The sequence below is a fragment of the Sphingomonas sp. 35-24ZXX genome (assembly GCF_000786215.1).
GTDB lineage: Bacteria > Pseudomonadota > Alphaproteobacteria > Sphingomonadales > Sphingomonadaceae > Blastomonas.
The window spans coordinates 479,862-505,427 of the sequence record NZ_JROG01000003.1 but is presented as its reverse complement, the minus strand read 5'-3'; the positions used below and the strand labels follow the sequence as shown (position 1 = coordinate 505,427).

The window sequence follows — 25,566 nt, the reverse complement described above, 5'->3', positions numbered from 1 at the left end:
GACCCTCTCCGCACAGGGGAGGGTCGCTCCTGCAGGAACCCGCGCTGGTGCTGACCGAAACCGCTTATGCCAAGGTTAACCTCGCGCTGCACGTCCGGCGGCGGCGCGAGGATGGCTATCACGATCTGGAAAGCCTGTTCGTTTTCGTCGAGGGCGGGGATGCGTTGCGTGCCGAACCCCGCAAAGATGGGGAATTGCGGCTGACGATCGATGGCCCGTTTTCCGAGGGACTGGATAGCGGCCCCGATAATCTGGTGATGCGCGCTGCAAAGGCACTCCAGCTTGCCGTGTGTCCCGAGTACGGTCGAGGGACGGTCTCGCAACCCTTGCCCAAGCGCCGCTCCGCTTCGGGCGGGAACACGCAGAGGTTCGGGACGAACCTCCACCTCACCAAGAATCTTCCTGTCGCCTCGGGCATCGGGGGCGGATCTGCCGATGCGGCAGCGGCCTTGCGGCTGCTCAACCGGCTCTGGGATTGCGGGCTCGATGACCGGCAGCTGTGCGCCATCGCCGAGACGCTGGGATCCGACATCCCCGCCTGCGTGATCAGCCGGACCTTGCGGGTCGAGGGCAGGGGCGAGGCGCTGGAGCCTCTGGAATTGCCGGGTCTTTCCGGCATTCTCATCCTGCTGGTCAATCCTGGCATTCCTCTCGGTACGGCACCGGTGTTCAAGGGCTGGGACCAGTGCGACCTCGGTCCGCTCGACACCTCCAGCCTTGATGCGATTATCCGGCAGGGCCGCAATGACCTGGAGGCGCCTGCACGTACCCTGGTCCCGCAGATCGGGTACGTGCTCGATCGATTGACCGCCCTTCCGGGCGTCATGCTGTCGCGCATGTCAGGCAGCGGCGCGACCTGCTTTGCGCTGTTTGACTCGCAACAGGCCTGCAACATCGCTCATACAACACTCGCCAGCGAACAGCCAGGATGGTGGACCATGTCAGGATTGCTGCGATGATCGACTTTCAACCCTATGAAATCATTGCACCCAACCCAAGTGGACCGGGCCGCAACATCCTGATCGTGGCAGATCACGCGAGCAATCACGTGCCCGATGGCATCGATCTGCGCGTCGCGCCCGAGGTCATGGCACAGCATGTCGCGATCGATATCGGTGTCGCCAGCGTGTCGCGGCAGCTGTGCCAGGTCTTGGGCTGCGGGGCGGTACTCGCCGGGGTGTCACGCCTGGTGATCGACTTCAACCGCGAGGAAGATGCCCCTGGCCTTGTCCCGGTCAGCAGCGATGGCATTGCCATAGACGGCAATGCCGATGCCGATGTCGAGGCCCGTCTTGCCGCCTTCTATCGGCCTTATCACGAAGCGGTCGCACGGACGCTCGAAACGCTCGAGCGCCCGTTCATCCTGTCGCTGCACAGCTTCACGCCCATGCTGGCCTCCCGCCCGGCAGAGAAGCGGCCGTGGGAGATCGGAATTCTCTACAACCGCGATGACCGCGCGGCGCGGATCGCTCTTCCCATGCTGGAGGCGGCGGGGCTGTGCGTCGGCGATCAGCTGCCTTATGCGGGCACGTTGCTCAACGCGACAATGAACCGGCATGCAGAATTGCCTGGCCGCCCCTATCTGGGCCTCGAGATGCGGCAGGACCGTGTTGCGGATGACGCGGGCGCGGCGCGGATGGCCGATCTGCTCGCACCCGTGATCATGGCGTGCAGCAATAGACTTGCGTAAAGTCGCCGTTTTTGGAAAGAGCGCGGCCAAAGAAAGGCCCCATCATGACACATTCGTTCGACAAGTCGAAACTGCCCAGCCGCCACGTTTCGGTAGGACCGGAACGCGCCCCGCATCGCAGCTATTATTACGCGATGGGGCTGACCGAGGAAGAAATCGCCCGGCCATTCGTGGGGATCGCCAGCGCCGGCAATGACAGCGCGCCGTGCAACACGACGCTCAACGCCCAGGCCGATGTCTGCCGCGATGGCGTGAACAAGGGCGGCGGCATGCCGCGCCGCTTCAACACGATCACCGTCACCGATGGTATCGCCATGGGCCATCAGGGCATGAAGAGCTCGCTGGTCAGCCGCGAGGTGATCGCCGATTCCATTGAATTGTCGATGCGCGGCCATTGCTATGACGCGCTCGTCGGCTTTGCCGGGTGCGACAAGTCGCTTCCCGGCATGATGATGGCGATGCTGCGGCTCAACGTGCCGTCGATCTTCGTCTATGGCGGGTCTATCCTGCCGGGCCACTATGATGGCCGCGACGTGACGGTGAAGGATGTGTTCGAAGCGGTCGGCAAGCATGCCGCAGGCAACTGCCCGCTCAAGGATCTGATCGCGCTGGAAAAGGTCGCATGCCCCGGGCACGGCGCGTGCGGCGGTCAATATACTGCCAACACCATGGCGTGTGTCGGCGAGGCGATCGGCCTTTCGCTTCCCAACAGCAACATGATGCCCGCGCCCTATGAAAGCCGCGCCGATATCGCGATCGCCGCTGGCGAGCAGGTGATGGAGCTTCTGGCGCGCAACCTCAGGCCGCGTGACATCTGCACGCGTGAAGCCTTTGAAAATGCGGCCCGAGTCGTGGCGGCGACGGGCGGCTCGACCAATGCCGGCCTGCATCTTCCGGCGATGGCGAGCGAAGCCGGTATCGCGTTCGATCTGTTCGACGTCGCCGAGATCTTCAAGACCACGCCCTATATCGCCGATCTCCAGCCCGGCGGTCGCTATGTCGCCAAGGACATGTACGATGCGGGCGGCGTCTACATGCTGATGAAGACCCTGCTCGACAACGGCCTGCTGCACGGCGATTGCATGACCGTGACCGGGCGCACCCTGGGCGAGAACATTGCCGAGGTCACCTGGAACCCCGACCAGAAGGTCATCTATGACGTCAAGACGCCGCTCAGCCCGACCGGCGGTGTCGTCGGCCTGAGGGGGTCGCTCGCGCCCGAGGGAGCCATCGTCAAGGTGGCAGGGATGGACCGCCTGCAGTTCACGGGCCCGGCGCAGGTGTTCGATTGCGAGGAAGATTGCTTCGCGGCGGTCGAGGCGCGGCAGATTCGCGAGGGCTCGGTGATCGTCATCCGCTACGAAGGCCCCAAGGGCGGGCCCGGCATGCGCGAGATGCTGTCGACCACTGCGGCGCTGTATGGTCAGGGCATGGGGGAGAGTGTTGCGCTCATCACCGATGGCCGTTTCTCGGGTGCGACCCGCGGCTTCTGCATCGGCCATGTCGGTCCGGAAGCGGCCGATGGCGGCCCGATCGCGCTGATCGAGGATGGTGATGTCATCGCCATCGATGCGGAAACGGGCACGATCGATCTGCTGGTCGACGAAGCCGTGCTCGCAGAGCGTCGCAAGGCCTGGCAGCCGCGCACCAACGATTATCAGTCGGGCGCGCTGTGGCGCTATGCGCAGAACGTCGGCCCCGCGAGCAAGGGCGCGGTGACTCATCCGGGCGCGCAGGCAGAAAGGCATGTCTATGCCGACATCTGACCGCCTGATGCTGGCGGCAGGCCTGTTGCTGGCGCTTGCGGGATGTTCGGGGCCATCGGCACCCGCCGATCCGGGGGCGCTGGCAGGCGACGAGGATGCGCGCGTGTCTTGCGCGCTGGCCGGCGAGACCGAGTTTACCGAACAGTGCGATGTCGAGCGGGTCCAGAAGGGCGAACGACGCGAACTGGTGATGCGGCACCCCGATGGCGGCTTTCGCCGGTTCGAGATTGTGACCGACGGCCGCGGTCTGGTGGCCGCGGATGGTTCGGAAGAAGCCGTCGTGACCCCTCTGGCCGATGGCCGCATCCAGCTTTCGGTGGGTTCGGATCGCTATCGCATCCCCGCCACCATCAGGCCTGGGGCCGGCGGTGGCTGAGCCTGCCCCTGCGGTGCTGACGGTCGCCCAGATGGTGGCGGCCGAGCAGGCGCTGTTCGACGCGGGGACATCCGTCGATGCGTTGATGCTGCGCGCTGGGCAGGGCGCGGGGGAAATGATCTGGCGCATCGGCGGCGCGACGCCGACCCTGATACTGTGCGGGCCTGGCAATAACGGCGGCGATGGCTATGTTATTGCAGAATTTCTTCGCCTTAAAGGCGTGCCGGTATCGGTGGCGGCGCTTTCTGAACCCCGGACCGATGCGGCGAGGCACGCGCGGGCGAACTATCGCGGCGAGGTGGTGGCCTGGGCCGATGCCGTGTCACGCCCCCAGTTTGTCGATTGCCTATTCGGCAGCGGCCTTACGCGACCGCTGGAGGCGGATCTCTGGGAGAGGTTTGCCGCGCTGGTGAGCAGCGCGCGGCGCAGCTTTGCGGTGGATCTGCCCAGCGGCGCCGATGCCGACCGCGCCGTGTGGCTCAATGCGCCGTTGCAGTTCGAGCATGTGCTGGCACTGGGCGCATGGAAATATGCCCATCTGCTCGAGCCCGTTGCCAGCGATTGCGGCACGGTGAGCCTGATCGACATCGGTGTGGAAACGCACGATCATGGCGTCGCCAGGCTCCGCAAACCAGTCATCGCCCCGCCCGATGCGACCTCGCACAAATATCGTCGCGGACTGGTGGCCGTTCTGGCAGGCACGATGCCGGGCGCGGCGCAGCTGGCTGCCCGTGCGGCGCAGGCCAGCGGTGCGGGCTATGTCAAGCTGATCGGATCGGGCGACGCGCCCGCTGGCCTGGCCGCAGACCTGGTGTGGGAGCGGGCGGATGATGCCGCGGCGATCCGCAAACGTCTGGCCGATGCGCGAATCGGGGCGGTGCTCGTCGGGCCGGGGCTCGGGCGAACACCCGCCGCAGCGGACCTGCTCGAGGTGGCTCTGGCGGCGCGCCATCCGCTGGTGATCGATGCCGATGCGCTGCATCTTCTGGAACAGTTCAAGCCCATGATCGCGACGCGGTCGTCCCCGGTGCTGCTCACCCCGCACCATGGTGAGGCCATGGCGCTGGCCAGCAGCGCAGGCGGCACGACGGAGAGCGACAACAAGGTAGCGCAGGCCCAGGCGCTCGCGGCGGCCTGGGGCGCGCATGTCGTCTACAAGGGGGCCGATAGCGTGATCGCTGCGCCCGATGGCCAGGCAGTGATCGCCGATCGAGGCTGTGCGTGGCTGTCGGTAGCGGGGACAGGCGACGTGCTGGCAGGCTGCATCGCGGCACGTCTTGCCCATCACGGCAGGCCTTTCGCTGCGCTGGCAGAGGCCGTATGGCTGCACGACCGCGCGGCACGGATCGCCGGGCCCGCCTTTTCCGCGCTGGAGCTGGCAGGGAAACTGCCCGCGGCGCTGGAGGCCTGTATTGAGCGATGAACTGATCGTGCGGATCGCCGCACGCGGCGATGGCGTCACCGCATCGGGCCGCCATGTCGCCGGGGCTGCGCCTGGCGACTCGATCGCGCCGGATGGCCGCATCACGCCAGGGCCACACCATGTCACGCCGCCCTGTCCGCATTTCGGCAGCTGCGGCGGTTGCAGTCTCCAGCATCTGGATGACGCATCGCTGGCCGAATTCGTTCGCGATCGCGTGACGGGACCGCTCGCCGCCAAGGGAATCGTGGCGCGCGAGGTGCGCCCGGTGCATCTGTCGCCACCCCGCAGCCGCCGGCGTGCCTCGCTTCGCTACGTCCGCAAGGGCGGGCAGGTGACATTGGGCTTTGCAGGTCAGGGCAGCCACGATCTGGTGGATGTGCGGGCGTGCGAGATCGTGACGCCGCGACTGCATGACGTCATGATGGCGGTGCGGAAGCTGATCGCCCAATGGCCTGAAGCCAGGGTTTCGGGACAGGTCGAACTGGCCGAAATCGACCAGGGTGTCGATGTGCTGGTCACCGGGCTGGCCCCGTCCACCCTTGCCCAGCACGAGCAACTGGCGGAATTTGCCCGGGGGCATGCACTCGCCCGCTTGTCGATCGATCAGGGGCTAGGGCCCGAGACGCAATATGAGCCGGTGCCCGCCACCGTCACCTTTGGGGGGGTGGACGTGCGTTTTCCGCCAGCGAGCTTCCTGCAGGCGACGTGCGATGGCGAGGCGGCGCTGGCAGCCGCTGCGAGAGAGGCGCTCCAGGGATGCCCTATGATCGCAGATCTGTTTGCAGGGCTGGGCAGCTTCGCCTTTCATCTGGGTGAGCCGGGGCGCAAGATCTATGCGGCCGAGGCGGCGCGCGACGCCGTGCTGGCGCTCAAGGGCGCGGCAGATGCCCGGCAGCTCCCCGTGTTTACCGATCACCGCGACCTGTTCCGCAATCCCGTTCAGCGCGACATGCTCGACCGGCTCGACGGGCTAGTGCTCGATCCACCGAGGGCGGGCGCGGAGGCCCAGGTCGCGGCGATCGCAGGGTCGACGCTCAAGCGGGTCTGCTATGTCAGCTGCAATCCGGCGACCTTTGCTCGCGATGCACGGACATTGTGCGATGCCGGGTTCGTTCTCGATACCCTGTGGCCGGTAGGCCAGTTCCGCTGGTCGACCCATGTCGAGCTGGCCAGCGTGTTCGTCCGTCAATCCTGACGCGACCAGACCACGCCCTCGCGCGGGCGGGTGTCGACGTGCAGTTCGAACACATCGGGGCGGGCGTAATGGCCGTCGCTGTCCAGGGCGGTGAGTGCCTGGGCAATCTGCGCCAATTCAAGGTCTGCCGTCAGAATCTCGTAGCCGCTGCCCGCCTGGGCCAGCACCTGGGCATCCGGGCCGATAATCATGCTGCCGCCATGCTGCAGCTGTCCTCCCGGCATCGCCTCGATCAGCGCGCGCGCTGCGTGCCGCGCTTCGCTGCCCATCGCGCAGCGGTCCAGCCCGTCCAGCACGTCATCGCGCGTCTGGATGGTTCCTGCCGCCAGCACGAAGCAGCGGCCTTCAAAGGCATAATGGCGCGACGCGATGGCATAGGTCTCCCGGACCGTCGGCCATGCTGCGAAATGCACCGCCTCGCCCTGGTTGTGCATGGCGGCGCGGGCCAGCGGCATCCAGTGCTCCCAGCAGATCAGGCTGCCCACTGCGCCGATTTCGCTGTCGTCATGGGTTTGCAGCGTCGACCCGTCGCCTCGCGCCCAGATCAGGCGCTCGCCATGCGTCGGCACCAGCTTGCGGTGCAGCAAGGGAGGCAGGCCCGGGCGGTGCAGGATCTGGCAGTTGTACAGGCTTGATCGCACCCGCTCATGGGCGCCGACGCTGACCAGGGCGCCGCTGCGATCGACCAGTTCCTGCACCGGCGCCAGCCGCGCGTCGCCGGGCCGGATCGCCTCGTTCATCAGCGCAGCGTGGAGTGCGCGCGTTCCCGGGTGATCCCACAGCGCCGCGCCGGGGGCTTCGTCCAGCCACAGCGGATAGCCGCCCAGAAAGGTCTCGCCAAAGGCGATGACCCTTGCGCCCAGATCAAGCGCGGCCGTGATATGGTCCTGAAGCGCGAAAATACCGGCGCCAACCGCAAGCGGTACAGGCGCCGCCTGGACGATGGCCGCGCGAACGCTCGACCCGTCAGCCATGCAGATGCAGGTCGAACACCGGGATGGCGGCATGGAAGATCAGCACGATCAGGCACAGGCTCGACGCGGCAAACAGCAGGAACCGGACCGCGACGCGGTTGACCGTCGCCTGCACCAGGCTGTGCGCGACGCGAAGGGCAACATACAACCAGGCCACGGTCAGGTTCATACCCTCGCCATGACCAATGATCGCAAGCACGATGCTGACTGCATAGAAGATAGTCGGTTCGGCGAGCAGGTGATTGTAATTGTGTGCTTTCCACTGGATGTCGGCAGGCAGAACCGCATCGAGATCCTTGCCGGTGCCGCCCTTGAGATTGGCGACGTCGATCTTGGCGCGCTGCATCGCGGGGATGCGGGTGACGTACATCCACAGCCACATGACCATGGTCCATGCGAGCAGGGCGACGACGGGTTGCAGAATGGCGGGTGTCATTGTGGCGGCCCTTTCAAAGCGTTGCGAGCAGGGCGCGAATGGCCAGCCCGATCAGGCACAGGGTGGAGGCAAGGAACAGCAGGAAGCGAGTCTGCACCTTGTTGACGGTGGCCTGCCAGATGCTGTGCACGATGCGGATCAGCGCATAGCCCCAGGCGAGCGCGACATTGAAGGTATCAGTGGCACCGCCAGCCAGACCCAGAATTGCAATGGTCGCATAGAAGATGGTCGGCTGTTCCATCAGATGCGCGTAATTGTGGGATTTCCAGGCTGCCTGTGGCGGCAGGGCCGGGTCCAGGTCGCTGCCGCGACCGCCCACCGCCTTGGAGATATCGACGCCCATTTTCTTGGCGGCTGGCAGGCGGGTCCCCGCCATCCAGAACAGCATGACAAGCGACCAGAGCACCAGCACGGCGGCTGGCGTCAGAACATTGACCGACATCGGCAGTTTCCTCCCCTGCGAAACAGGGGCGGAAACTGCGTCAGCCTCAATAGATTGTCAATCGCAACTTAATTGCGTCAGCGGTTGATGCTGACCACATTGTCGGCGCGCCAGTGCGGGCGGGCCTCGCCGGTGTACATCGACTGCATCGGCTCGTCGGCGACGGTGTAGTGCTCGCTGGTGCCAAAGCCATTGAACGCGGTGCGCATCGCGGCGCCATAGGCTCCGATCATGCCGATCTCGATATAGTCGCCGGCCTTGATATCCGCCGGAAGCGGGAAGGGGCCTGCCATATAATCGATATCGTCGCAGGTCGGGCCGAAGAACGCGAAATCGGCCATCGTGCTGCTGCGCGTGTCGCCCAGATAGCGGACGGGGAAGCGCCAGCCGATATGCGCGGCGTCGAACAGCGCGCCGTAGGCGCCATCGTTGATGTACAGTTCGTCGCCGCGGCGGCGATCGACGCGCACGACGATCGAATTGTACTCGGCGCAAAGCGCGCGGCCCGGCTCGCACCACAGTTCGGCCGAATAGCTGATCGGCAGGCTTTCGAACGTGCGTTCGATGATCGCGAAATAGTCTTCCAGCGGCGGGGGCTGCATGCCGGGGTAGGCCGAAGGGAAGCCGCCGCCGACATCGATGACGTCCACAGTGACCGACGCATCGACAATCGCCGCGCGCACGCGATCGAGCGCCTGCACATAGGCATGCGGGCTCATCGCCTGGCTGCCGACATGGAAGCAGATGCCCAGGCTGTCCGCGGCCTGACGGGTCGCCATGAGCAGGTCGCGCGCTTCGGTAAGCTCGGTCCCGAACTTCGATGCCAGGCTGAGTTCCGAATGCTCGGACGAAACGCGCAGGCGGACGCACAAGGTCAGGTCCTCGGGGGCACCGGTGGCAGCGACGATCTTGTCGAGCTCTTCGCGGCAATCGAGCGAGAACACGCGCACACCATGCGTGTGATAGGCCTCGGCGATGGCCTCCGGCGTCTTGACCGGGTGCATGAAGCACAAAGTCGCCTCAGGCAGCGTCTCCGCAACCAGCCGGACCTCGGCAATCGAGGCGACATCGTAATGCGTGATTCCCGCATTCCACAGCACGCGCAGCAGGTCGGGCGAAGGATTCGCCTTGACCGCATAAAGCGATTTGCCGGGGAAACGATCAACGAAGAACTTCGCCGCGCGCGTTGCCGCTTGCGGACGGTTCAGCGTAACCGGCTGTGCCGGTGTCAGAGCCTGAATCAGCTCCAGCGCATCAAGGAAATTGTGCAACTCAAGGGACCCCCAAAAAACAGAACAAACAACAAGGCTGCCTTGCGGTTATTGGAAGTCCCCATGGGGCAGCGGAAGGCGTAGATAGGATCGGGGGGGGCGCATGTAAAGTGGAAATTTGTACCCTTTTTCTAGCCCAGCCTGTCCCGAAATGTTTCATATCCGAACGAGCGAATCTCATTCAGGCTGTCATCGGCGCTGTTCCACAGCCAGATCGATGGCAAGGGTACACCATTGAATGTGTTGGTTTTTACCATCGAATAATGCGCCTGATCGAGAAATGCGAAGCGCTGACCGGGTTCGAGCGGAACGGGAAGGCCATAGTCGCCGATGATGTCACCGGCCAGGCATGAGGGCCCGCCGAGCCGTATCGGGTCTGCGGCAGGCTGTTCGTTCAGCATCGCCGGACGATACGGCGCCTCGATTACATCAGGCATGTGGCAGGTCGCCGAGATGTCGGTGATTCCCACCTTCATGCCGTTGTCGAACACGTCGAGCAGTTCGCCGACCAGGATCCCTGCATCCAGTGCGACGGCTTCGCCGGGCTCAAGATAGATCTCGCACCCCGTGCGCGCCTTGACCGCGATCAGGAACTCGACCAGCTCGTCACGCTGATAATCGGCGCGCGTGATGTGATGGCCTCCACCAAAATTGAGCCATTTCAATTGTTTGAAATAGGGCTCTAACAATGGTTCGATCTTTGCCCAGATCTGCTGCAGCGGCACCAGATCCTGCTCGCACAGCGAATGGAAGTGGATGCCCGACACGCCTTCGAGATGCTCGGGGCGAAGCTGGTCTATCGGGTGGCCCAGGCGGCTGTGCGGCTGGCTGGGATCATATTTGGGGGTTTCGCCCAGTGGCAGTGCCGGGTTGATCCGAAGGCCGATATCAAACTGCTGGCCATCCGATCGCGCTTCTTCAACCAGAGCAGCGAATCGCGCAATCTGCCCCGGGCTGTTGAAGATGACATGGTCGGACAGCGTCAGGATCTCGCGAAGATCGTCGGCCTTGTAGCCCGCGCAATAGGTCGCAACCTCGCCGCGATAATAGTCGGAGGCCATTCGCGCTTCCCACAGGCCCGAAGAGCAGGTGCCGTCGAGATACTCGCTGACCACATCGCCCAGTCGCCAGAACGAGAACGCCTTGAGCGCTGCGAGCATCTTGATGCCGGCGCGGTCGCGGACGTCGGCGAGGATCGCCAGATTGCGCCGCACCGCCGCTTCGTCGACCACGAACGCGGGCGAAGGGACACGGTTCAGGTCAAACTGCCGAAAGGCTCCGGGATCGCCGGCCTTGGTTTCCATTATCTGCTCTCTCTCGCCTTGACAGGAGAGGGCCGGGGAGCGGGGAATGCCACTCACCGGCCCATGTCATGAATCCGTCGATCACTACCATCGCGTAACCCCCTCGCTCTGCGAAGGGGGGGGGGGCTATCGATGGCTCAAAATGCCAGCGGTGCGTCGAGTTCCTTCACCTGCCAGGGCAGGCCATGCTTGTTGAGCATGTCCATGTACGGATCGGGATCGAACTGCTCCATGTTGAACACGCCTTCACCCTTCCAAGTGCCGGTGAGGATCATCGCCGCACCGATCATCGCCGGAACGCCGGTGGTATAGCTCACCGCCTGGTTGCCGGTTTCGGCATAAGCGTCTTCGTGGTCGCAGATGTTGTAGACATAGACTGTCTTGTCCTGCCCATCCTTCACGCCGGTCGCGATATCGCCGATGTTGGTCTTGCCCTTGGTGGTCTCGCCGAGCGAAGCAGGTTCGGGCAGCACGGCCTTGAGGAACTGCAGCGGGATGATCTCGCGGCCCTCGTACATCACCGGGTCGATCCGGGTCATGCCGACATTCTGCAGGACTTCCAGATGCTTGAGATAGGCGTCTCCGAACGTCATCCAGAAGCGGATGCGCTTGATCTCCGGGTAATGCTTGGCGAGCGACTCCAGCTCCTCATGATACATGAGGTACATGTTCTTCTCGCCCACGGCCTCGAAGTCGAACACCTGCTTGTGGCTGAGCGCGGGACCTTCGACCCACTCGCCATCCGCCCAGTGGCGCGAGGGCGCGGTCACTTCGCGGATGTTGATTTCCGGGTTGAAGTTGGTGGCGAAATGCTGGCCATGGTCGCCGCCGTTGCAATCGAGAATGTCGAGCGTATCGATCCGGTCGAGCAGGTGCTTCTTGATATAGCTGGCAAACACGCTGGTGACGCCGGGATCGAAGCCCGAACCCAGCAGCGCCATCAGGCCCGCTTCCTTGAAGCGGTCGTGATAGGCCCATTGCCAGCCATATTCGAACTTGGCCTCGTCGCGCGGTTCGTAATTGGCGGTATCCATGTAATGCACGCCGGTGCGCAGGCATGCGTCCATGATGTTGAGGTCCTGATAGGGCAGGGCGAGATTGCACACGAGGTCGGGCTTCACGCGCTCGATCAGAGCGGAGGTCGCGTCGACATCGTCCGCGTCGACCTCGGCGGTGGCGATCTTCACGCCGGTGCGCGCCAGAACCGATTCGGCAATCGCGTCGCACTTGGCCACGCGGCGGCTGGCCAGCGTGATCTCGCTGAAGATATCCGCGTTCATCGCCATCTTGTGCACCGCGACCGAACCCACGCCGCCTGCACCGATCACCAGAATCTTGCCCAAAGTCCGTTTTCCCTTATTGCTGGAATTGCTGTTAGCGGGTGCATATAGAGGCTCTGCATGACAGAACCAAGTGATCCCCTTTCTCCGGACCGCAAGCCCAGCCGCGAAGGCATCGAGCGCGCCGCCAAGAAGATATCGGCCATCCTGCCGCCGACGCCGCTGATGCCCCTGAAGCATGAGGGGATGACCCTGTGGTGCAAGGCGGAATGTCTGCAGCCGATCGGCGCGTTCAAGATCCGCGGCGCGTGGCACCGCCTGTCCGACCTTACCGAGGAAGAACGCGCGCGCGGGGTGGTTGCGTTCTCGAGCGGCAACCATGCGCAGGGCGTTGCCTGGGCCGCCAAACGCCTGGGAATCAAGGCTACGATCGTGATGCCCGCCGATGCGCCCTCGCGCAAAATCGAATCGACGCGCGGCTATGGCGCAGAGATCATCACCTATGACCGCCGCACCGAGGATCGCGTCGCGATCTCCAACGGCATCGCGCAGGAAACCGGCGCGGTGGTGGTGCCCAGCTTCGACGATCCCTGGATCATCGAAGGGCAGGGCAGCACCGGGCTGGAGGCGCTGGTCCAGATCATCGCGCAGGCCGGGATCAACCCGCACCGGGTGGTGGCCTGCTGCGGCGGCGGCGGGCTTGCCGCCGGTATCGCGTTGGCCATGCCGGGCGCCAAGATGACGATCGTCGAGCCCGATGGCTGGGATGACATGGGCCATTCGCTGCGTGGCAAGAAAATCGTGCCGGTCGCGCCCAATGCGCCGAACACCGTGTGCGATGCCCTGCAGACCCCGCTGGTATCACCTCTGACCTTCGATATCCTGAAAGAGCGCAAGGCCGAAGCGGTCAGCGTCTCCGATGAGGAGGTGTTCCGCGCGATGCGTCATGCGCACGAACGCCTGCGGCTGGTGCTGGAGCCCGGCGGTGCGGTCGCGCTTGCTGCGGTGCTCGCCGGCAAGGTCGAGGTGGATGACCGCACCTTGATCATCCTGTCGGGCGGCAATGTCGAACCGGCGCTGTTTTCGCGCGCGCTGGCATCGTGAGTCGCCAGTGACACCAGCCAGCAACGAACGCCGGGCAGACCTTCAGGCCGCGCTGATGCGGGTGGCGCAGCAGGACCGCGATGCGCTGCGCACGGTCTATGCGATGACGTCTGCGAAACTGCACGGCGTTTGCCTCCGTATCTGCATCGACAGGGGCGCGGCGGAGGACGTATTGCAGAACGTGTATCTCAAGGTATGGCAGCGCGCCGGGTCGTTCGATCCGGCGAAGGCAAGCGCCATTTCCTGGCTGTGCGCCATCGCGCGCAATGCCGCGATCGACTGGCGCCGAAGCCAGCGTTATGAAGACCCGTTGCCTGTCGATCTGGCCGAAACTCTGGTCGACGAGACCGCCGATCCCTCCGCCGCGCTAGCGCAGGATGGCGATCGTGCGCAGATTTTCCACTGCCTGGCCGAACTGGAGCCTGCGCGCGCCAGTGCCATTCGCGCCGGTTTCTTCCAGGGGCTGAGCTATCCGGAGATTGCCGAGGCGATGGACAAGCCGGTCGGCACCGTCAAAAGCTGGATTCGCCGGGGATTGATGCAGTTGAAGGAGTGCCTGTCGCGTGAGCAGTGATGCCATGCCTGACCGGTCGACGATGGCCGCCGAACTCGCCCTGGGCCTGTTGGAAGGCTCGGAGCGCGCGCATGCGCTGCGCCTGGTGCTGTCCGATCCGGACTTTGCCGCCGAGGTCGAGCGCTGGCGCGCGCGGCTGGCGCCGCTGTACGACGGCTATGCCGAGATTGCGCCGCCTCCCGGGCTGATGAACCGGATCGATGGGCTGATCGATTCTGAACTGGCGAGCGAGGCCGTGGCACCGGTGGCCGTGATCACGCCCCGCGGCGGCGCAGGCGGTTGGAAGGCGGCAACCTTTGCAGCGTCCGCGATTGCCGCGGTGCTGGCACTCGCGCTGCTGTGGCCCAGCCCCAATATTGATCCCAAGCCGGCGTCGAACCCCGATATGGCGGTGGCGCAGCTGACCGGGCCGATCGATGGCCTACTGCTGACGGCGCGCTATGACGGCAGCACGTCCGAAATGCTGGTGCGGGTCGAAGGCATGCCGGTCACGGATACCGAGCCCGAGCTGTGGATCGTTCCTGCCGATGGTCAGCCGCGTCGGCTCGGCCGCCTGATGCGCGGCGGCGTGACACGGATCGAAGTGCCCGAGGGGCATCGCAAGTTCATCGATCCGCTGAGCAACCTGATCCTCACCATGGAACCCAAGGTGCTACCCAATCCGGACAAGCCGAGCGCGCCGACGGTGGCGCAGGGTCGTTTGCAGCGGATCTGACGCCGGGATTTTTTCGCCGAGTTCGTGGTTTCGCCACGGTCGCAGTTTCTTGCGGCTGGGTTTGATGCTGCGCGCGCCAGGCGACCTCGGTTCACGGGTACCATTCGGGCAATTCTACTTTTGTTAACCCGCGCGCATCCGACCTTCATTTCCTTGCGTAGCTGCCCCCGTATCCACCTTCCCCAACAGGATACGGAAAAACCACGGAGATTCTTATGCTGAAATTCGCTGCCCCCACGCTTCTTGCTGCAACTGTCGCTGCAACCATCGCGATCGCCGCGCCGGCGCTGGCCAACCACCACAAGGGTGATCACCCGATGGTGGGCGGTGCTGCGATGTATCCGGCGAAGACCATCGTCGAGAACGCCAGCGCAGCCGGCAACCTCAAGACGCTGGTGGCAGCCGTCAAGGCCGCAGGCCTGGTCGATACGCTGGCATCGCCCGGCCCGTTCACCGTGTTCGCCCCCACCGATGACGCGTTTGCCAAGCTGCCCGCCGGCACCGTCGAAACGCTGGTGAAGCCGGAGAACAAGGCGACCCTGACCAGCATCCTCACCTATCATGTCGTCGCCGGAAAGGTGACCGCGGCCGACGTTGTCGCGCTCATCAAGAAGGGCGGCGGCAAGGCCATGATCAAGACCGTGCAGGGGGGAACTCTCACAGCCTCGCTGCAGGGTCAGAATGTCGTCCTCACTGATGCGAAGGGCGGCAAGTCGATCGTGACCCAGACCGATGTCATGCAGAGCAACGGTGTGGTGCACGTGATCGACACCGTGGTGATGCCGGGCTGATCCCCTTTCTTCCTGGCTCATCACAGGCCCGCCGGTCCCCCCAGACCGGCGGGCCTTTTGATTCCGGTCCTGCCCAAATGTGACAGAGTCTGTCGTCAATCGGTCATGCACGGGTCACGCAACCATCCTAGCGCGCGGAGCGGAACGACGTTTTTCCAAGCACCACTGGATGAGGGGGATCAGCAGCATGGCCGGACCGATGCGCAACACCAAGATCGTCGAAGCAGTCACCCAGGCTGGCACCACGACCAAACAGGGTCTGTTCGAACGTGCCTTTGCCTTCGCCTTCAAGGGCCTGGTCTATGCGCAGATCTGGGAAGACCCGGTAGTCGACATGGAGGCGCTCGCCATCCAGCCCGACAGCCGCATCATCACGATCGCCTCGGGCGGCTGCAACGTCCTGTCCTATCTCGTCGCGGACCCCGAACAGATCATCGCGGTGGATTTGAATACGGCGCATATCGCGCTCAACCGGCTCAAGGTTGCTGCCGCGCAGCATCTGCCCGACCATGCCCATTTCCACCGCTTCTTTGCCGAAGCCGATCGCAGCGATAATCTGCGTGCCTATCACGACCATATCCGTCCGCATCTGGACGAAACCAGCCGACGTTACTGGGAAGGTCGCGACCTTGCCGGTCGGCGGCGGATCGGCGGATTTGGCAGCGGGCTGTACAAGCGCGGGCTGCTCGGTGGCTTTATCGGCACTGCGCATCTTCTGGCACGGCTGTACAAGGTCGATTTGGGGCGGATGCTCAAGGCGCAGTCGCTCGAAGAGCAACGCGCCATTTTCGAGCAGCATCTGGCCCCGGTGTTCGACAAGAAGTTCATCCGCTGGCTGACCGATCAGCCCCCTGCGCTGTTCGGCCTGGGCATCCCGCCTGCGCAGTTCGAGGCGCTGGCCGGTGACGAGAAGATGGCAGATGTGCTGCGCAAGCGGCTGGAGAAACTGGCCTGCGATTTCGAGATTCGCGACAACTACTTTGCCTGGCAGGCCTTTGGCCGGGGCTATGGCAAAGGTCCGGACCAGTCGCTTCCGCCTTATCTGCAGGCCCAGAATTACGATGCCGTGCGCGCCCGCGCGGGCCGGGTCGAGGTCGAGCATGCCAATTTCGTCGAGCGTTTGCAGGCCAGCCCCGATGCCAGCCTCGATCGCTACATCCTGCTCGATGCCCAGGACTGGATGAACGACGAGCAGCTGACGACATTGTGGAGCGAGATCACCCGCACCGCGCGCCCGGGAGCCCGCGTGCTGTTCCGCACTGCAGCCGAGCCCAGCCTGTTGCCGGGGCGCATCCCTGATAATCTGCTGGGCCTCTGGGATTACCGTGCGGACGATTCGCTGGGCTATACCCGGCGCGACCGCTCCTCGATCTACGGCGGGGTGCATCTGTATGTCCTCAAATGAGGCGAAGGCATCCGAGGGCAGCCATGCCGAGGCGATGGACGCGATCTACCGGACCCAGCGCCATATCTATGATCTGACGCGCAAATATTATCTGCTGGGCCGGGACCGGCTGATCGAGGACCTCGCCCCGCCGCCCGGCGGGCTGGTGCTGGAGCCTGGTTGCGGCACCGCGCGCAATCTTATCGTTGCGGCCAGGCGCTACCCGCAGGCGCGCTTTTTCGGCTTCGATATTTCAGAGGCCATGCTGGAAAATGCCCGCGCGCAGGTGCGCAATGCCGGACTGCAGGACCGCATCTTCCTCACCCGCGGCGATGCGACGCTATTCTCGCCGCAGCGCCTGTTCGGCGTGTCGGGTTTCGACCGCGTCTTCTGCTCGTACACATTGTCGATGATGCCGGGCTGGGAAGAGGCCGTTGCGGCTGCCGCCGGTTCGCTAGCCCGCGATGGGCAGTTGCATATCGTCGATTTCGGCGATCAGAACGGGCTGCCAGGCTGGTTCGGGCGCGGGCTTCATGCGTGGTTGGCGCGTTTTCAGGTCAGTCCGCGCGACGACCTTCAGCATGTCGCAGCGCAGATCGCCAGGGCGCGCGGGCTGCTGATCGATCACCGGTCGCTGTATCGCGGCTATGCGCAATATGCGGTCATCGGAGGCTGAGGGCGGTCCGAGGACCGGGCTCTGGTCAGGTGATAAACGCCTTCAGCGCCGCCACCGTATCCGCCTCGGCCGCGGGCTTGTCGCGGCGCAGCCTGGAGATGCGCGGGAAGCGCATCGCGATGCCCGACTTGTGACGCTTGGACTCGTGGATCGAATCGAAAGCGACTTCGAACACCAGCGACTTTTCCACCTCGCGCACCGGGCCGAAGCGGTTGACCGTGTTCTGCCGGACAAACTTGTCGAGCCATTTGAGTTCGGTGTCCGAAAAGCCCGAATAGGCCTTGCCCACGGGGACCAGCTCGCCGTCCTCGGTCCAGCAACCGAAGGTATAGTCCGAATAGAAGGACGACCGCTTGCCGCTGCCGCGCTGCGCATACATCATCACGCAATCGGCGGTGAGCGGGTCGCGCTTCCACTTGTACCACAGCCCAACGCGCCGACCGGGCGCATAAACGCTGTCACGCCGCTTGAGCATCACGCCCTCGATAGCGGCATCGCGCGCGCCATCGCGGATACGCCCAAGCTCCGCGAAATCCTTAGCCTTGATGACCTGCGACAGATCGAAGCGATCGGCGGGCAGGGCGGTCATGCGCTGCTCCAGCCGCGTGCGCCGGACATGCCAGGGCTGGCCGCGCAATTCCTCGCGTCCGTCGATCAGCAGGTCGTAGAGCCGCACGAGTGCCGGAGCCTCGGCGAGCATCTTGGCCGACACCGTCTTGCGCCCCAGCCGTTGCTGCAGCGCGTTGAAGCTCGCTGCCTCGCCCATCTGCGCATCGCCCCGCACCAGCAGTTCGCCATCGAACACGCCTTCGATGGGCATGTGCGCGGCGATATCCGGAAAGGCCGCGGTAATGTCGTCTCCGCCACGGCTGAACAATTTCACCTGATCGCCGATCCGCACGATCTGGATGCGGATGCCGTCCCATTTCCATTCGGCGGCATAATCGGCGAGGTCCACGGTGCCATCCTCGAGCGGATGCGCGAGCATGAACGGGCGGAAATAGGGCGTGCCTTCGGGGTCGGGGCGCGAGCCGCCCTCGCCCCAGGCGAACAGGCTGGCATAGGGCGGGGCGAGCGCATGCCAGACCTCTTCGACCGCATCGACATCCAGGGCAAAAGCCTGCGCGAATGCCGTCTTGGCCAGCCGCGCCGAAATTCCGACGCGCATTGCGCCTGTGGCCAGCTTGATCAGCGCATAGCGGCCATCGCTGTCGAGCCGGTCCATATACTCCGCCAGGAGCGCGGGCGCACGGGCGCGGCTGACATTGGCGAAGCTGTCGACCGCATCGGCCAGTCGCAGATCATTGGCGGGTACGCCCATCTCGGGCCAGATCAGCGCGACCGTTTCGGCAGTATCGCCGACGAAATCGCGGCTGAGGCGAAACAGTTCGGGATCGACCCGCTCCATCGCCATCGCGCGCACGGCGGAGGATTTGACGGCGGCAAAATCCGCCTCGCCGGTCAGCGCCGCCAGCGCCCAGCCCCGGTCGGGATCGGGCGCAGCGCGCAGATAATCGGCGATCAGCGCCACCTTGGCATTGCGCGAGCGGGTATAGCCGAGCTGGGTGACGAGCGTGGAAAAGGCGCGCATCAGGCGTCGTCCTCGTCTTCGCGGCCCACCAAGGCCAGCGCACGCGCCTTGATCTGGTGCAATTCGCACCAGCGCAGCAAGGCCTCTTCGCGGCCGTGCGTCACCCATACCTCGCGCGGGGCGACGTCGCGAATGGTCTGGGTCAGCTCGTCCCAATCGGCATGATCGGAGATGATCAGCGGCAATTCCACGCCGCGCTGCTGCGCGCGAGCACGGACTCGCATCCAGCCCGATGCCATTGCGGTCACCGGATCGGGCAGACGCCGACTCCACCGATCGGCCAGGGCCGACGGAGGGGCAAGGATGATCCGACCCATCAATTCGCTCTTGTCGGCACCGGCGACAGGCCGAAGTTCGCCCAGATCGATGCCATGGTCCGCATAGAGCGCGCACATCTTCTCCAGCGCGCCATGCAGATAGATCGGGTCCTTGAACCCCGCGTCGCGCAGCTCTGCGATCACCCGCTGCGCCTTGCCCAGCGCATAGGCGCCCACCAGCACGCAGCCTTGCGGATGCGCCTGCAGCATGGCCAGCAGCTTGGCGATCTCATCGGGTGTCGGCGGATGGCGGAAGACAGGCAGGCCGAAGGTCGCCTCGGTAATGAAGATATCGCACGGGACAAGCTCGAACGGCGCGCAGCTGGGGTCGGGGCGTCGCTTGAAGTCGCCGGTCACCACCACGGTCTCGCCCTGATACTCCAGCCGGATCTGCGCCGAGCCCAGCACATGGCCTGCCGGGTGGAATGACACGCGCACCCCCCCGAGGTCGACGCTGCTCCCATAATCCACCGCATGCTCATCGGCATAGCGGCCATAGCGCAGGTTGATGATGGCGAGGCTTTCGGGGGTCGCCCATACCGCGCCGTGCCCGCCGCGCGCATGATCGGCATGGCCATGCGTCACCAGCGCACGCGGAACCGGGCGCGAGGGATCGATCCATGCGTCGGCGGGCCGCACGTAGATGCCGTGGGGGAAGGGTTCGATCCAGTGCGGGGTTTGAGCCATAGGCCAGCGATATGGAGTGCGCAGGGCGCAGCTTCAATCGCGCGCGGTCGCCCGGAAGTCGAAGCTCACCGCAACCGGTCCGGCAATCTCGGCGGTTGAGGCATAATCGCCCTGGCCCACGCCGAAACTGGTGCGATCGATCGTGGCGGTGCCCCGGGCGCGGGCGCGGTCGCCGTCGATATCGAGCGTGAAGCTGAGCGGCACCGGCTTGCTCGCGCCGCGCAGCGTCAGCGTTCCATCGGCGCGGTAACGATTGCCGCTGATCGCGCGGAAACGCGTGGCGCGATAGGTCGCCTTGGCAAAGCGCACGGTGTCGAAGAAATCACTGTCGGTGAGCGTGCCGTCGCGCTGGCTGTCGCCGGTATCGACCGAAGCCAGGTCGATGCTGACATCGATGGCCGATGCGTCGAGGGCTGCAGGATCGAACAGGATGTTGGCTGACCAGCGCTTGAAGCTGCCGTTGACCGGCTCACCGTTCCAGCGCGCGGTGAAGCCCAGATTGCCGCCTGCGGCCACGGTCCATGTCCGGGGCTCGGCAGTCTGGTCGGCGCCTTGTGCGACATCTTCTGCGTCAGCCTTGTCGGCGGCTTGCGCGGGGTCGACGCTGGCGGCGGGCGTGCTTGCCGCCGCCGGTTCAGCGGCAGGCTGCGATGTCTGTGCGGCCTGGGTCGACGGCGCAGCGGCTGCCTTGGGGTCGACGATCTTGCCCAGCACAACACTGGCCAGGATGATCGCGGTGGCCAGCAGCATCGCGCCCACGGCCTTGCCCTTGCCGCCGGGCAGCATGCGCGAAAGGATCGGCGTGCCCAGCAGATACTGGTGGCGCAGGGCGCCTGCGACATGCAGCACGAACAGCGCGATCGCGATGTTCGGCATGGTCTCGTGGAGGAATTCCGCCGGCTCGCCCATCCATCCGGGAACCGGCAGGTGCGGCCAGGGGATGACGCCGAAGAGCAGGGTGTCGACCTTGATCCTGGATGTCGAGACGATGACCCAGCCGGTGACCGGCGCTGCGATCATGAAAACGTAGAAGCCGAAATGCACGGCGCTGGAGAGGGTCATCGCCCATGGTGGCCCTGCGACGGGCGCTGGTCGCGGTGCGATGTAGCGCCAGCCCAGTCGCAACACGCTGAGCAGCAGGATGGTGATCCCGATCGACTTGTGCAGCTGGAAACGCGCGAACAGGTCGGGACCGCGCGGCCCCTCCAAGGATTCGGCAAAGACTATCTGGAATACCAGAGCTGCGGCTATCAGCCAGTGGAGAACGATCGAACCCAGGCTGTAGCGTTGCGGTGTCATGGTCTCAGGCTGCCTTGCGAAGCTCCAGCCTGTCCCAGATTTCGACCAATGCTGTCGTCAGATCGCGCATCATGGCTTCATCGTGCGAGGGGCCGGGTGTGAAGCGCAACCGTTCAGTGCCGCGCGGCACGGTGGGGAAATTGATCGGCTGTACGTATACGCCATATTCGGCGAGAAGCATATCGCTGATCCGCTTGGCCTTGACCGGGTCTCCGACCATCAGCGGCACGATGTGCGTGGTCGACATCATCACCGGCAGGCCGGCTTCGGCAAACATGGTCTTCAGGCGCGCAGCGGCAGCCTGCTGGCCATCGCGCTCTTCGCTCGACTGCTTGAGATGCCGAACACTGGCCAGCGCGCCTGCAACCAGCACGGGCGACAGCGAAGTGGTGAAGATGAAGCCGGGAGCATAGCTGCGGATGACATCGATGATCCGCTGGTCGGCAGCGATATAGCCGCCCATCACGCCGAATGCCTTGCCCAGAGTGCCTTCGATGATGGTGAGCCGGTGCGCTGCCTGGTCGCGCTCCGAAATACCGCCACCGCGCGCGCCGTACATGCCGACCGCGTGGACCTCGTCGAGATAGGTCAGGGCATTGTACTTGTCTGCCAGATCGCAGATGGCGTGGATCGGGGCGACATCGCCGTCCATCGAATACACGCTTTCAAACGCGATCAGCTTGGGGACATTGGGGTCCTCGGCGGCCAGCAGTTCTTCGAGGTGCTCGACATCATTGTGCCGGAATACCCGCTTTTCGCAGCCCGAATTGCGGATCCCCGCGATCATCGAGGCGTGGTTGAGTTCGTCGGAAAAAATGATGCAGCCCGGCAGGATGCGCGCCAGCGTAGACAGCGTGGCGTCGTTCGAGACATAGCCCGATGTGAACAGCAAAGCGCTGTCCTTGCCGTGCAGATCGGCCAGTTCGCCTTCAAGCTGAACGTGATAATGCGTGTTGCCGCCGATGTTGCGCGTGCCGCCCGAGCCTGCGCCAACATTGTGCAGCGCTTCTTCCATCGCCTCGATCACCTGCGGGTGCTGGCCCATCGCCAGGTAATCGTTCGAGCACCATACGGTGATCGGCTTGGGACCGTTGTGGCCGTGGAAGCAGCGCGCATTAGGATAGGCGCCCTTGTTGCGCAGGATATCGATGAACACCCGGTAGCGGCCCTCGGCATGCAGCCGGTCAATCGCAGCTTCGAATATCTGGTCGTAGTTCACGCGGTCACCTTAGTCCTGACGAGTGATAACCCAAGCTTTGCGCTGCGGTAATGCGACCTAGCCCCACGCATATGCTGGCGATGTAATAGCAACAAAATCCCGCATTTCCAGCGATAATGGCTCGCAACTGACGCGCCGGGGGTGGACAAATCGTCCTATTCTCCAGCGACCTTGGCCCGTCCGAGCGCACTATCGATGCTGCACGAACTAGAACAGCGCGTTTGATGTCACCAACGCAAATTGCACATTGGCTTGATCGAGCCACTCGATCAGCATCGGCATTAAAGCGTGTCGAAACTAGAAAATCCGCGCTGGCTGAGTGCCGGAACATAGGGCTCGATCCCGCTGGCGGGTCCGGTAGCGACAAAGCGCAGGCCATTGCCGACAAATGCCTGCCCCCGGGTGAGATAGGCGATGCGGCGGGCAATGCCCTCTGCACCGTGCACGAAGCGGATCGGGCGACCGAACGCGGCGGCCAGTTCGTCCTGCACCAGCGGGAAGTGCGTGCAGGCGAGCACCACCGTGTCGATCGGCAGCGCGCGCTGCTGGCTGACCAGGCCGTGGACCGCGCGGTCGAAGATCGCAGGATCGGGCACTTCTCCGCGCAGCTTCATCTCGGCCGCGCGCACCAGCTCGGGCGCGCCAAAGCGGATGATCGTCGCATCGCTCGCGAATTCCTGTGCCAGGTTGGTGACATAGGGCTGACGCACCGTGGCTTCGGTTCCCAGAACGCCGATCACCCGGTTTTCCGAAAGTTCGGACGCTGGCTTGATCGCGGGGACCGTGCCGACCACGGGCAAGTCGAGCGCCGCGCGGACCTGGGGCAAGGCGATCGTCGAGGCGGTGTTGCAGGCGATGGTGATCAGTCGGGGCCGGTAGCGCTCGACCAGTCGCCCGAGCAGGGCGGGCACGCGTGCGCCGATCTCCGCCTCGGTCTTTTCGCCATAGGGCAGCCCTGCAAAATCGGCAGCATAAACAATCGGCGCATCGGGCAGCGCAAGCCGCGCGGCATCCAGCACGGTCAGCCCGCCGACGCCGGAATCGAAGAACAGCAGGGGGGCGTCCGGTGCGATGTCGGGGGGGAGCGGCGGGCTTTGCGTCATCGCCCACGCTTAGCACCGCCGGCCCTGCGATCAACCATGCTTGCCAAATGCGCCGCGCTGCCTATCACGCAAACGGCGCTGCTGGTTGCGCTGCTATCAAGGGTGTCGACGATGAACGATCTGGCCGGAATCGCTGTTGCGACGCTGGGCGGCCTGATGCTGCTGGGCTATTTTCTGGGCTCCATTCCCTTCGGCATCATCCTGACGCGGATGGCAGGCGCGGGCGACCTGCGGAGCATCGGATCGGGCAATATCGGCGCGACCAACGTGCTGCGCACCGGGCGCAAGGGCCTGGCGGCCGCGACATTGCTGTTCGATCTGGGCAAGGGCGCGGTGGCCATCGCGATCGCCGAAGCGGTGGCGCCGGGTAGCGGGCCGATCGCCGGACTGGGCGCGTTCCTGGGGCATTTGTATCCGATCTGGCTCAAGTTCAACGGCGGCAAGGGCGTTGCGACCTTGCTTGGCATCGCGATTGCGCTTTACTGGCCGCTGGGGGTGGTTTTCGCGGTTGCCTGGCTCGCGGTCGCCTTTGCATCGCGCTTTTCGTCGCTGGGCGGAATGGTGGCAGCAGCGGCAATGCCGGTGGCCGCCTGGTGGTTCGGAATGGAGCTCGCGCTGTGGGTGTTCATCGTCACATTGGGGTTCGTGCTGTGGAAGCATCGCGGCAACATCCAGCGGCTGATGGCAGGGACCGAACCCAAGATCGGCAAGTCCGCCGCCTGATCCTCGCACATCGCGGCGGTGGTCGTGCCTGATGCCGAGCATCTGGCGCGCATCCGGTTGCTGCGGAGCGAGCGCATCGGCCCGATCAGCTTTGCCCAGCTGATCCAACGCTTCGGCACGGCGCTGGCCGCCATCGAGGCCTTGCCCGAACTGGTGGAGCGCGCCGGGGGCCGGGCACTTCGCATCGCCTCGCCCGCACAGGCCGAGGCCGAAGTGCGCCGCGTGGCGGCGGCAGGGGCGCGCTACCTGTTTTCGGATGATGGCGACTACCCGGCACTGCTCGCCCATATCGACAATGCCCCGCCGGTGCTGACCGTGCGCGGTCATACCGAACTGTTGCGCCGCCCCGCCATCGCGATGGTCGGTGCGCGCAATGCCTCTGCTGCGGCGTGCCGCCTTGCCCGGCAGCTGGCGGGGGAACTGGTCGAGGCCGGCTATCTCGTCGTGTCGGGGCTGGCGCGCGGAATCGATACGGCCGCGCATGAAGGCGCGCTGCGGATCACTTCCAGTGGACCGGCGCCCACTGCCGGCGTGATCGCATCGGGGATCGACATCTGCTACCCGCCCGAAAATGCGCGGCTGCAGGCAGACATGGGCGAGCGCGGCCTGGTGATTGCCGAGCAGCCGCCCGGCACCGAACCGCTGGCGCGCCATTTCCCGTATCGCAACCGGATCATCGCCGGCATGGCCATCGGCACCCTGGTGGTGGAGGCTGCGCCGCGATCAGGGTCGCTGATCACCGCAAGGCTGGCGGCAGAAGCCGGGCGCGACGTGATGGCCATCCCCGGCTCGCCGCTCGATTCGCGGTCGCGCGGTTGCAACGAGCTCATCCGCGGCGGAGCCACTCTCGTCCAGGGCGTCGCGGACATTCTCGAGCTGGTCGCGCCCTTTGCCGGATCGCAGCCGCACCGCGTCGCAGCGCCGTCGCAGCCTTATCTGCCCGAACGGCTCTCCCAGGAACCCGATGACGCGGCGCGGCGCGAACTGTTCGGCTTGTTGGGGTCATCGCCCGTCGGTATCGACGAACTGGTCCGCCAATCCGGGCTCGACAGCGGCGCGGTGCAGATGATCCTGCTCGACCTGGAACTCGCCGGCCTGATCGAACGCCACGCCGCAGGCCGGGTGTCGCTGGTGTGAGCAACACTGCCCCCACTGGACGGCCTTGACGAATACGGATAACGCCCCCCAGCTTACACGCACACGTGAGAGCTTCCAGGAAATCCATA

25 protein-coding genes are annotated in these 25,566 nt (G+C 64.8%); 14 read left to right on the top strand and 11 right to left on the bottom strand.

Annotated features, from left to right (window positions below; translation table 11 throughout):
• Positions 1-44 precede the first annotated feature (44 nt).
• The 6 genes from LI72_RS05115 to LI72_RS05090 are packed head-to-tail and all read left to right on the top strand — an operon-like array spanning position 45 to position 6,450.
• Positions 45-959 (top strand): 4-(cytidine 5'-diphospho)-2-C-methyl-D-erythritol kinase, encoded by a 915-nt coding sequence (locus LI72_RS05115; protein WP_081984646.1) that lies wholly within the window; start codon positions 45-47, stop codon positions 957-959.
• The gene (locus LI72_RS05110) at positions 956-1,690 is read left to right on the top strand and encodes an N-formylglutamate amidohydrolase (RefSeq protein WP_052129517.1); all 735 of its coding nucleotides are present in this window, start codon (positions 956-958) and stop codon (positions 1,688-1,690) included. The genes LI72_RS05115 and LI72_RS05110 overlap by 4 nt, the downstream gene beginning before the upstream one ends.
• Positions 1,691-1,734: 44 nt before the next feature.
• The gene (gene ilvD, locus LI72_RS05105; RefSeq protein ID WP_033924745.1) at positions 1,735-3,456 is read left to right on the top strand and encodes a dihydroxy-acid dehydratase; all 1,722 of its coding nucleotides are present in this window, start codon (positions 1,735-1,737) and stop codon (positions 3,454-3,456) included.
• Positions 3,443-3,832 carry a hypothetical protein gene (locus LI72_RS05100; RefSeq protein WP_033924744.1) on the top strand — a complete coding sequence of 130 codons (390 nt, stop codon included), beginning with the start codon at positions 3,443-3,445 and terminating at the stop codon, positions 3,830-3,832. Before ilvD ends, LI72_RS05100 begins: the two co-directional genes overlap by 14 nt.
• Positions 3,825-5,255 (top strand): NAD(P)H-hydrate dehydratase, encoded by a 1,431-nt coding sequence (locus LI72_RS05095; protein WP_231562363.1) that lies wholly within the window; start codon positions 3,825-3,827, stop codon positions 5,253-5,255. The genes LI72_RS05100 and LI72_RS05095 overlap by 8 nt, the downstream gene beginning before the upstream one ends.
• Entirely contained in the window at positions 5,245-6,450 is a 1,206-nt protein-coding gene (locus tag LI72_RS05090; RefSeq protein WP_033924743.1) for a class I SAM-dependent RNA methyltransferase, read from the top strand. The genes LI72_RS05095 and LI72_RS05090 overlap by 11 nt, the downstream gene beginning before the upstream one ends.
• Here the strand turns inward: LI72_RS05090 and LI72_RS05085 are convergent.
• The 6 genes from LI72_RS05085 to LI72_RS05060 form a co-directional block, all read right to left on the bottom strand.
• Positions 6,441-7,424: a carbon-nitrogen hydrolase family protein gene (locus LI72_RS05085; RefSeq protein ID WP_033924742.1), complete on the bottom strand. Its 984-nt coding sequence runs from the start codon at positions 7,422-7,424 to the stop codon at positions 6,441-6,443. The genes LI72_RS05090 and LI72_RS05085 overlap by 10 nt on opposite strands.
• The gene (locus LI72_RS05080) at positions 7,417-7,860 is read right to left on the bottom strand and encodes an MAPEG family protein (protein WP_033924741.1); all 444 of its coding nucleotides are present in this window, start codon (positions 7,858-7,860) and stop codon (positions 7,417-7,419) included. Before LI72_RS05080 ends, LI72_RS05085 begins: the two co-directional genes overlap by 8 nt.
• A 13-nt stretch (positions 7,861-7,873) precedes the next feature.
• Complete coding sequence (locus LI72_RS05075; protein ID WP_033924740.1) at positions 7,874-8,302, bottom strand: MAPEG family protein; 429 nt, start codon at positions 8,300-8,302, stop codon at positions 7,874-7,876.
• Between the two features lie 77 nt (positions 8,303-8,379).
• Positions 8,380-9,573, bottom strand: coding sequence for a type III PLP-dependent enzyme (locus LI72_RS05070; protein ID WP_033924739.1), 1,194 nt, complete (start codon positions 9,571-9,573; stop codon positions 8,380-8,382).
• 131 nt (positions 9,574-9,704) lie between these two features.
• Entirely contained in the window at positions 9,705-10,877 is a 1,173-nt protein-coding gene (locus tag LI72_RS05065; RefSeq protein WP_033924738.1) for a carboxynorspermidine decarboxylase, read from the bottom strand.
• A gap of 137 nt (positions 10,878-11,014) precedes the next feature.
• Complete coding sequence (locus LI72_RS05060; protein WP_033924737.1) at positions 11,015-12,220, bottom strand: saccharopine dehydrogenase family protein; 1,206 nt, start codon at positions 12,218-12,220, stop codon at positions 11,015-11,017.
• Positions 12,221-12,277: 57 nt separating this feature from the next.
• Between LI72_RS05060 and LI72_RS05055 the strand changes: the two genes are divergently transcribed.
• The 6 genes from LI72_RS05055 (at position 12,278) to LI72_RS05030 (ending at position 17,401) form a co-directional block, all read left to right on the top strand.
• A complete protein-coding gene (locus tag LI72_RS05055; RefSeq protein ID WP_033924736.1) occupies positions 12,278-13,261 on the top strand; it encodes a threonine ammonia-lyase in 984 nt (327 codons plus the stop codon).
• Between the two features lie 7 nt (positions 13,262-13,268).
• Complete coding sequence (locus LI72_RS05050) at positions 13,269-13,835, top strand: sigma-70 family RNA polymerase sigma factor (protein WP_033924735.1); 567 nt, start codon at positions 13,269-13,271, stop codon at positions 13,833-13,835.
• The gene (locus LI72_RS18930) at positions 13,825-14,550 is read left to right on the top strand and encodes an anti-sigma factor (RefSeq protein ID WP_081984642.1); all 726 of its coding nucleotides are present in this window, start codon (positions 13,825-13,827) and stop codon (positions 14,548-14,550) included. Before LI72_RS05050 ends, LI72_RS18930 begins: the two co-directional genes overlap by 11 nt.
• A 215-nt stretch (positions 14,551-14,765) precedes the next feature.
• Entirely contained in the window at positions 14,766-15,341 is a 576-nt protein-coding gene (locus LI72_RS05040) for a fasciclin domain-containing protein (protein ID WP_033924734.1), read from the top strand.
• 187 nt (positions 15,342-15,528) lie between these two features.
• A complete protein-coding gene (locus LI72_RS05035; RefSeq protein WP_033924733.1) occupies positions 15,529-16,746 on the top strand; it encodes a DUF3419 family protein in 1,218 nt (405 codons plus the stop codon).
• Entirely contained in the window at positions 16,733-17,401 is a 669-nt protein-coding gene (locus LI72_RS05030) for a class I SAM-dependent methyltransferase (protein ID WP_033924732.1), read from the top strand. Before LI72_RS05035 ends, LI72_RS05030 begins: the two co-directional genes overlap by 14 nt.
• Positions 17,402-17,426: 25 nt before the next feature.
• Here the strand turns inward: LI72_RS05030 and LI72_RS05025 are convergent, their stop codons facing one another.
• The 5 genes from LI72_RS05025 to murI form a co-directional block, all read right to left on the bottom strand.
• Positions 17,427-18,992, bottom strand: a complete 1,566-nt coding sequence (locus tag LI72_RS05025; protein ID WP_033924731.1) for a cisplatin damage response ATP-dependent DNA ligase — start codon at positions 18,990-18,992, stop codon at positions 17,427-17,429.
• Positions 18,992-19,996 carry a ligase-associated DNA damage response exonuclease gene (locus tag LI72_RS05020; protein ID WP_033924730.1) on the bottom strand — a complete coding sequence of 335 codons (1,005 nt, stop codon included), beginning with the start codon at positions 19,994-19,996 and terminating at the stop codon, positions 18,992-18,994. The genes LI72_RS05025 and LI72_RS05020 overlap by 1 nt, the downstream gene beginning before the upstream one ends.
• A gap of 33 nt (positions 19,997-20,029) precedes the next feature.
• On the bottom strand, positions 20,030-21,295 hold the full coding sequence (locus LI72_RS05015; RefSeq protein ID WP_033924729.1) for a YceI family protein: 1,266 nt from the start codon (positions 21,293-21,295) through the stop codon (positions 20,030-20,032).
• Positions 21,296-21,299: 4 nt separating this feature from the next.
• A complete protein-coding gene (hemA, locus tag LI72_RS05010; protein ID WP_033924728.1) occupies positions 21,300-22,514 on the bottom strand; it encodes a 5-aminolevulinate synthase in 1,215 nt (404 codons plus the stop codon).
• A 281-nt stretch (positions 22,515-22,795) separates the two neighbouring features.
• Complete coding sequence (gene murI, locus LI72_RS05005; RefSeq protein WP_033924727.1) at positions 22,796-23,617, bottom strand: glutamate racemase; 822 nt, start codon at positions 23,615-23,617, stop codon at positions 22,796-22,798.
• 111 nt (positions 23,618-23,728) lie between these two features.
• On the opposite strand from murI, the gene plsY reads away from it, so the two are divergent.
• A complete protein-coding gene (gene plsY / locus LI72_RS05000) occupies positions 23,729-24,340 on the top strand; it encodes a glycerol-3-phosphate 1-O-acyltransferase PlsY (protein ID WP_052129631.1) in 612 nt (203 codons plus the stop codon).
• 24 nt (positions 24,341-24,364) lie between these two features.
• Complete coding sequence (dprA, locus tag LI72_RS04995; protein ID WP_033925311.1) at positions 24,365-25,477, top strand: DNA-processing protein DprA; 1,113 nt, start codon at positions 24,365-24,367, stop codon at positions 25,475-25,477.
• Positions 25,478-25,566 lie beyond the last annotated feature (89 nt).

Coding starts and splice junctions, on each gene's coding strand:
- LI72_RS05110 (WP_052129517.1), top strand. CDS start 956: ATGATCGACTTTCAACCCTATGAAATCATTGCACCCAACCCAAGTGGA.
- ilvD (WP_033924745.1), top strand. CDS start 1,735: ATGACACATTCGTTCGACAAGTCGAAACTGCCCAGCCGCCACGTTTCG.
- LI72_RS05100 (WP_033924744.1), top strand. CDS start 3,443: ATGCCGACATCTGACCGCCTGATGCTGGCGGCAGGCCTGTTGCTGGCG.
- LI72_RS05085 (WP_033924742.1), bottom strand. CDS start 7,424: ATGGCTGACGGGTCGAGCGTTCGCGCGGCCATCGTCCAGGCGGCGCCT.
- LI72_RS05080 (WP_033924741.1), bottom strand. CDS start 7,860: ATGACACCCGCCATTCTGCAACCCGTCGTCGCCCTGCTCGCATGGACC.
- LI72_RS05075 (WP_033924740.1), bottom strand. CDS start 8,302: ATGTCGGTCAATGTTCTGACGCCAGCCGCCGTGCTGGTGCTCTGGTCG.
- LI72_RS05065 (WP_033924738.1), bottom strand. CDS start 10,877: ATGGAAACCAAGGCCGGCGATCCCGGAGCCTTTCGGCAGTTTGACCTG.
- LI72_RS05055 (WP_033924736.1), top strand. CDS start 12,278: ATGACAGAACCAAGTGATCCCCTTTCTCCGGACCGCAAGCCCAGCCGC.
- LI72_RS05040 (WP_033924734.1), top strand. CDS start 14,766: ATGCTGAAATTCGCTGCCCCCACGCTTCTTGCTGCAACTGTCGCTGCA.
- LI72_RS05035 (WP_033924733.1), top strand. CDS start 15,529: ATGGCCGGACCGATGCGCAACACCAAGATCGTCGAAGCAGTCACCCAG.
- LI72_RS05030 (WP_033924732.1), top strand. CDS start 16,733: ATGTCCTCAAATGAGGCGAAGGCATCCGAGGGCAGCCATGCCGAGGCG.
- LI72_RS05025 (WP_033924731.1), bottom strand. CDS start 18,992: ATGCGCGCCTTTTCCACGCTCGTCACCCAGCTCGGCTATACCCGCTCG.
- LI72_RS05020 (WP_033924730.1), bottom strand. CDS start 19,996: ATGGCTCAAACCCCGCACTGGATCGAACCCTTCCCCCACGGCATCTAC.
- LI72_RS05015 (WP_033924729.1), bottom strand. CDS start 21,295: ATGACACCGCAACGCTACAGCCTGGGTTCGATCGTTCTCCACTGGCTG.
- murI (WP_033924727.1), bottom strand. CDS start 23,617: ATGACGCAAAGCCCGCCGCTCCCCCCCGACATCGCACCGGACGCCCCC.
- plsY (WP_052129631.1), top strand. CDS start 23,729: ATGAACGATCTGGCCGGAATCGCTGTTGCGACGCTGGGCGGCCTGATG.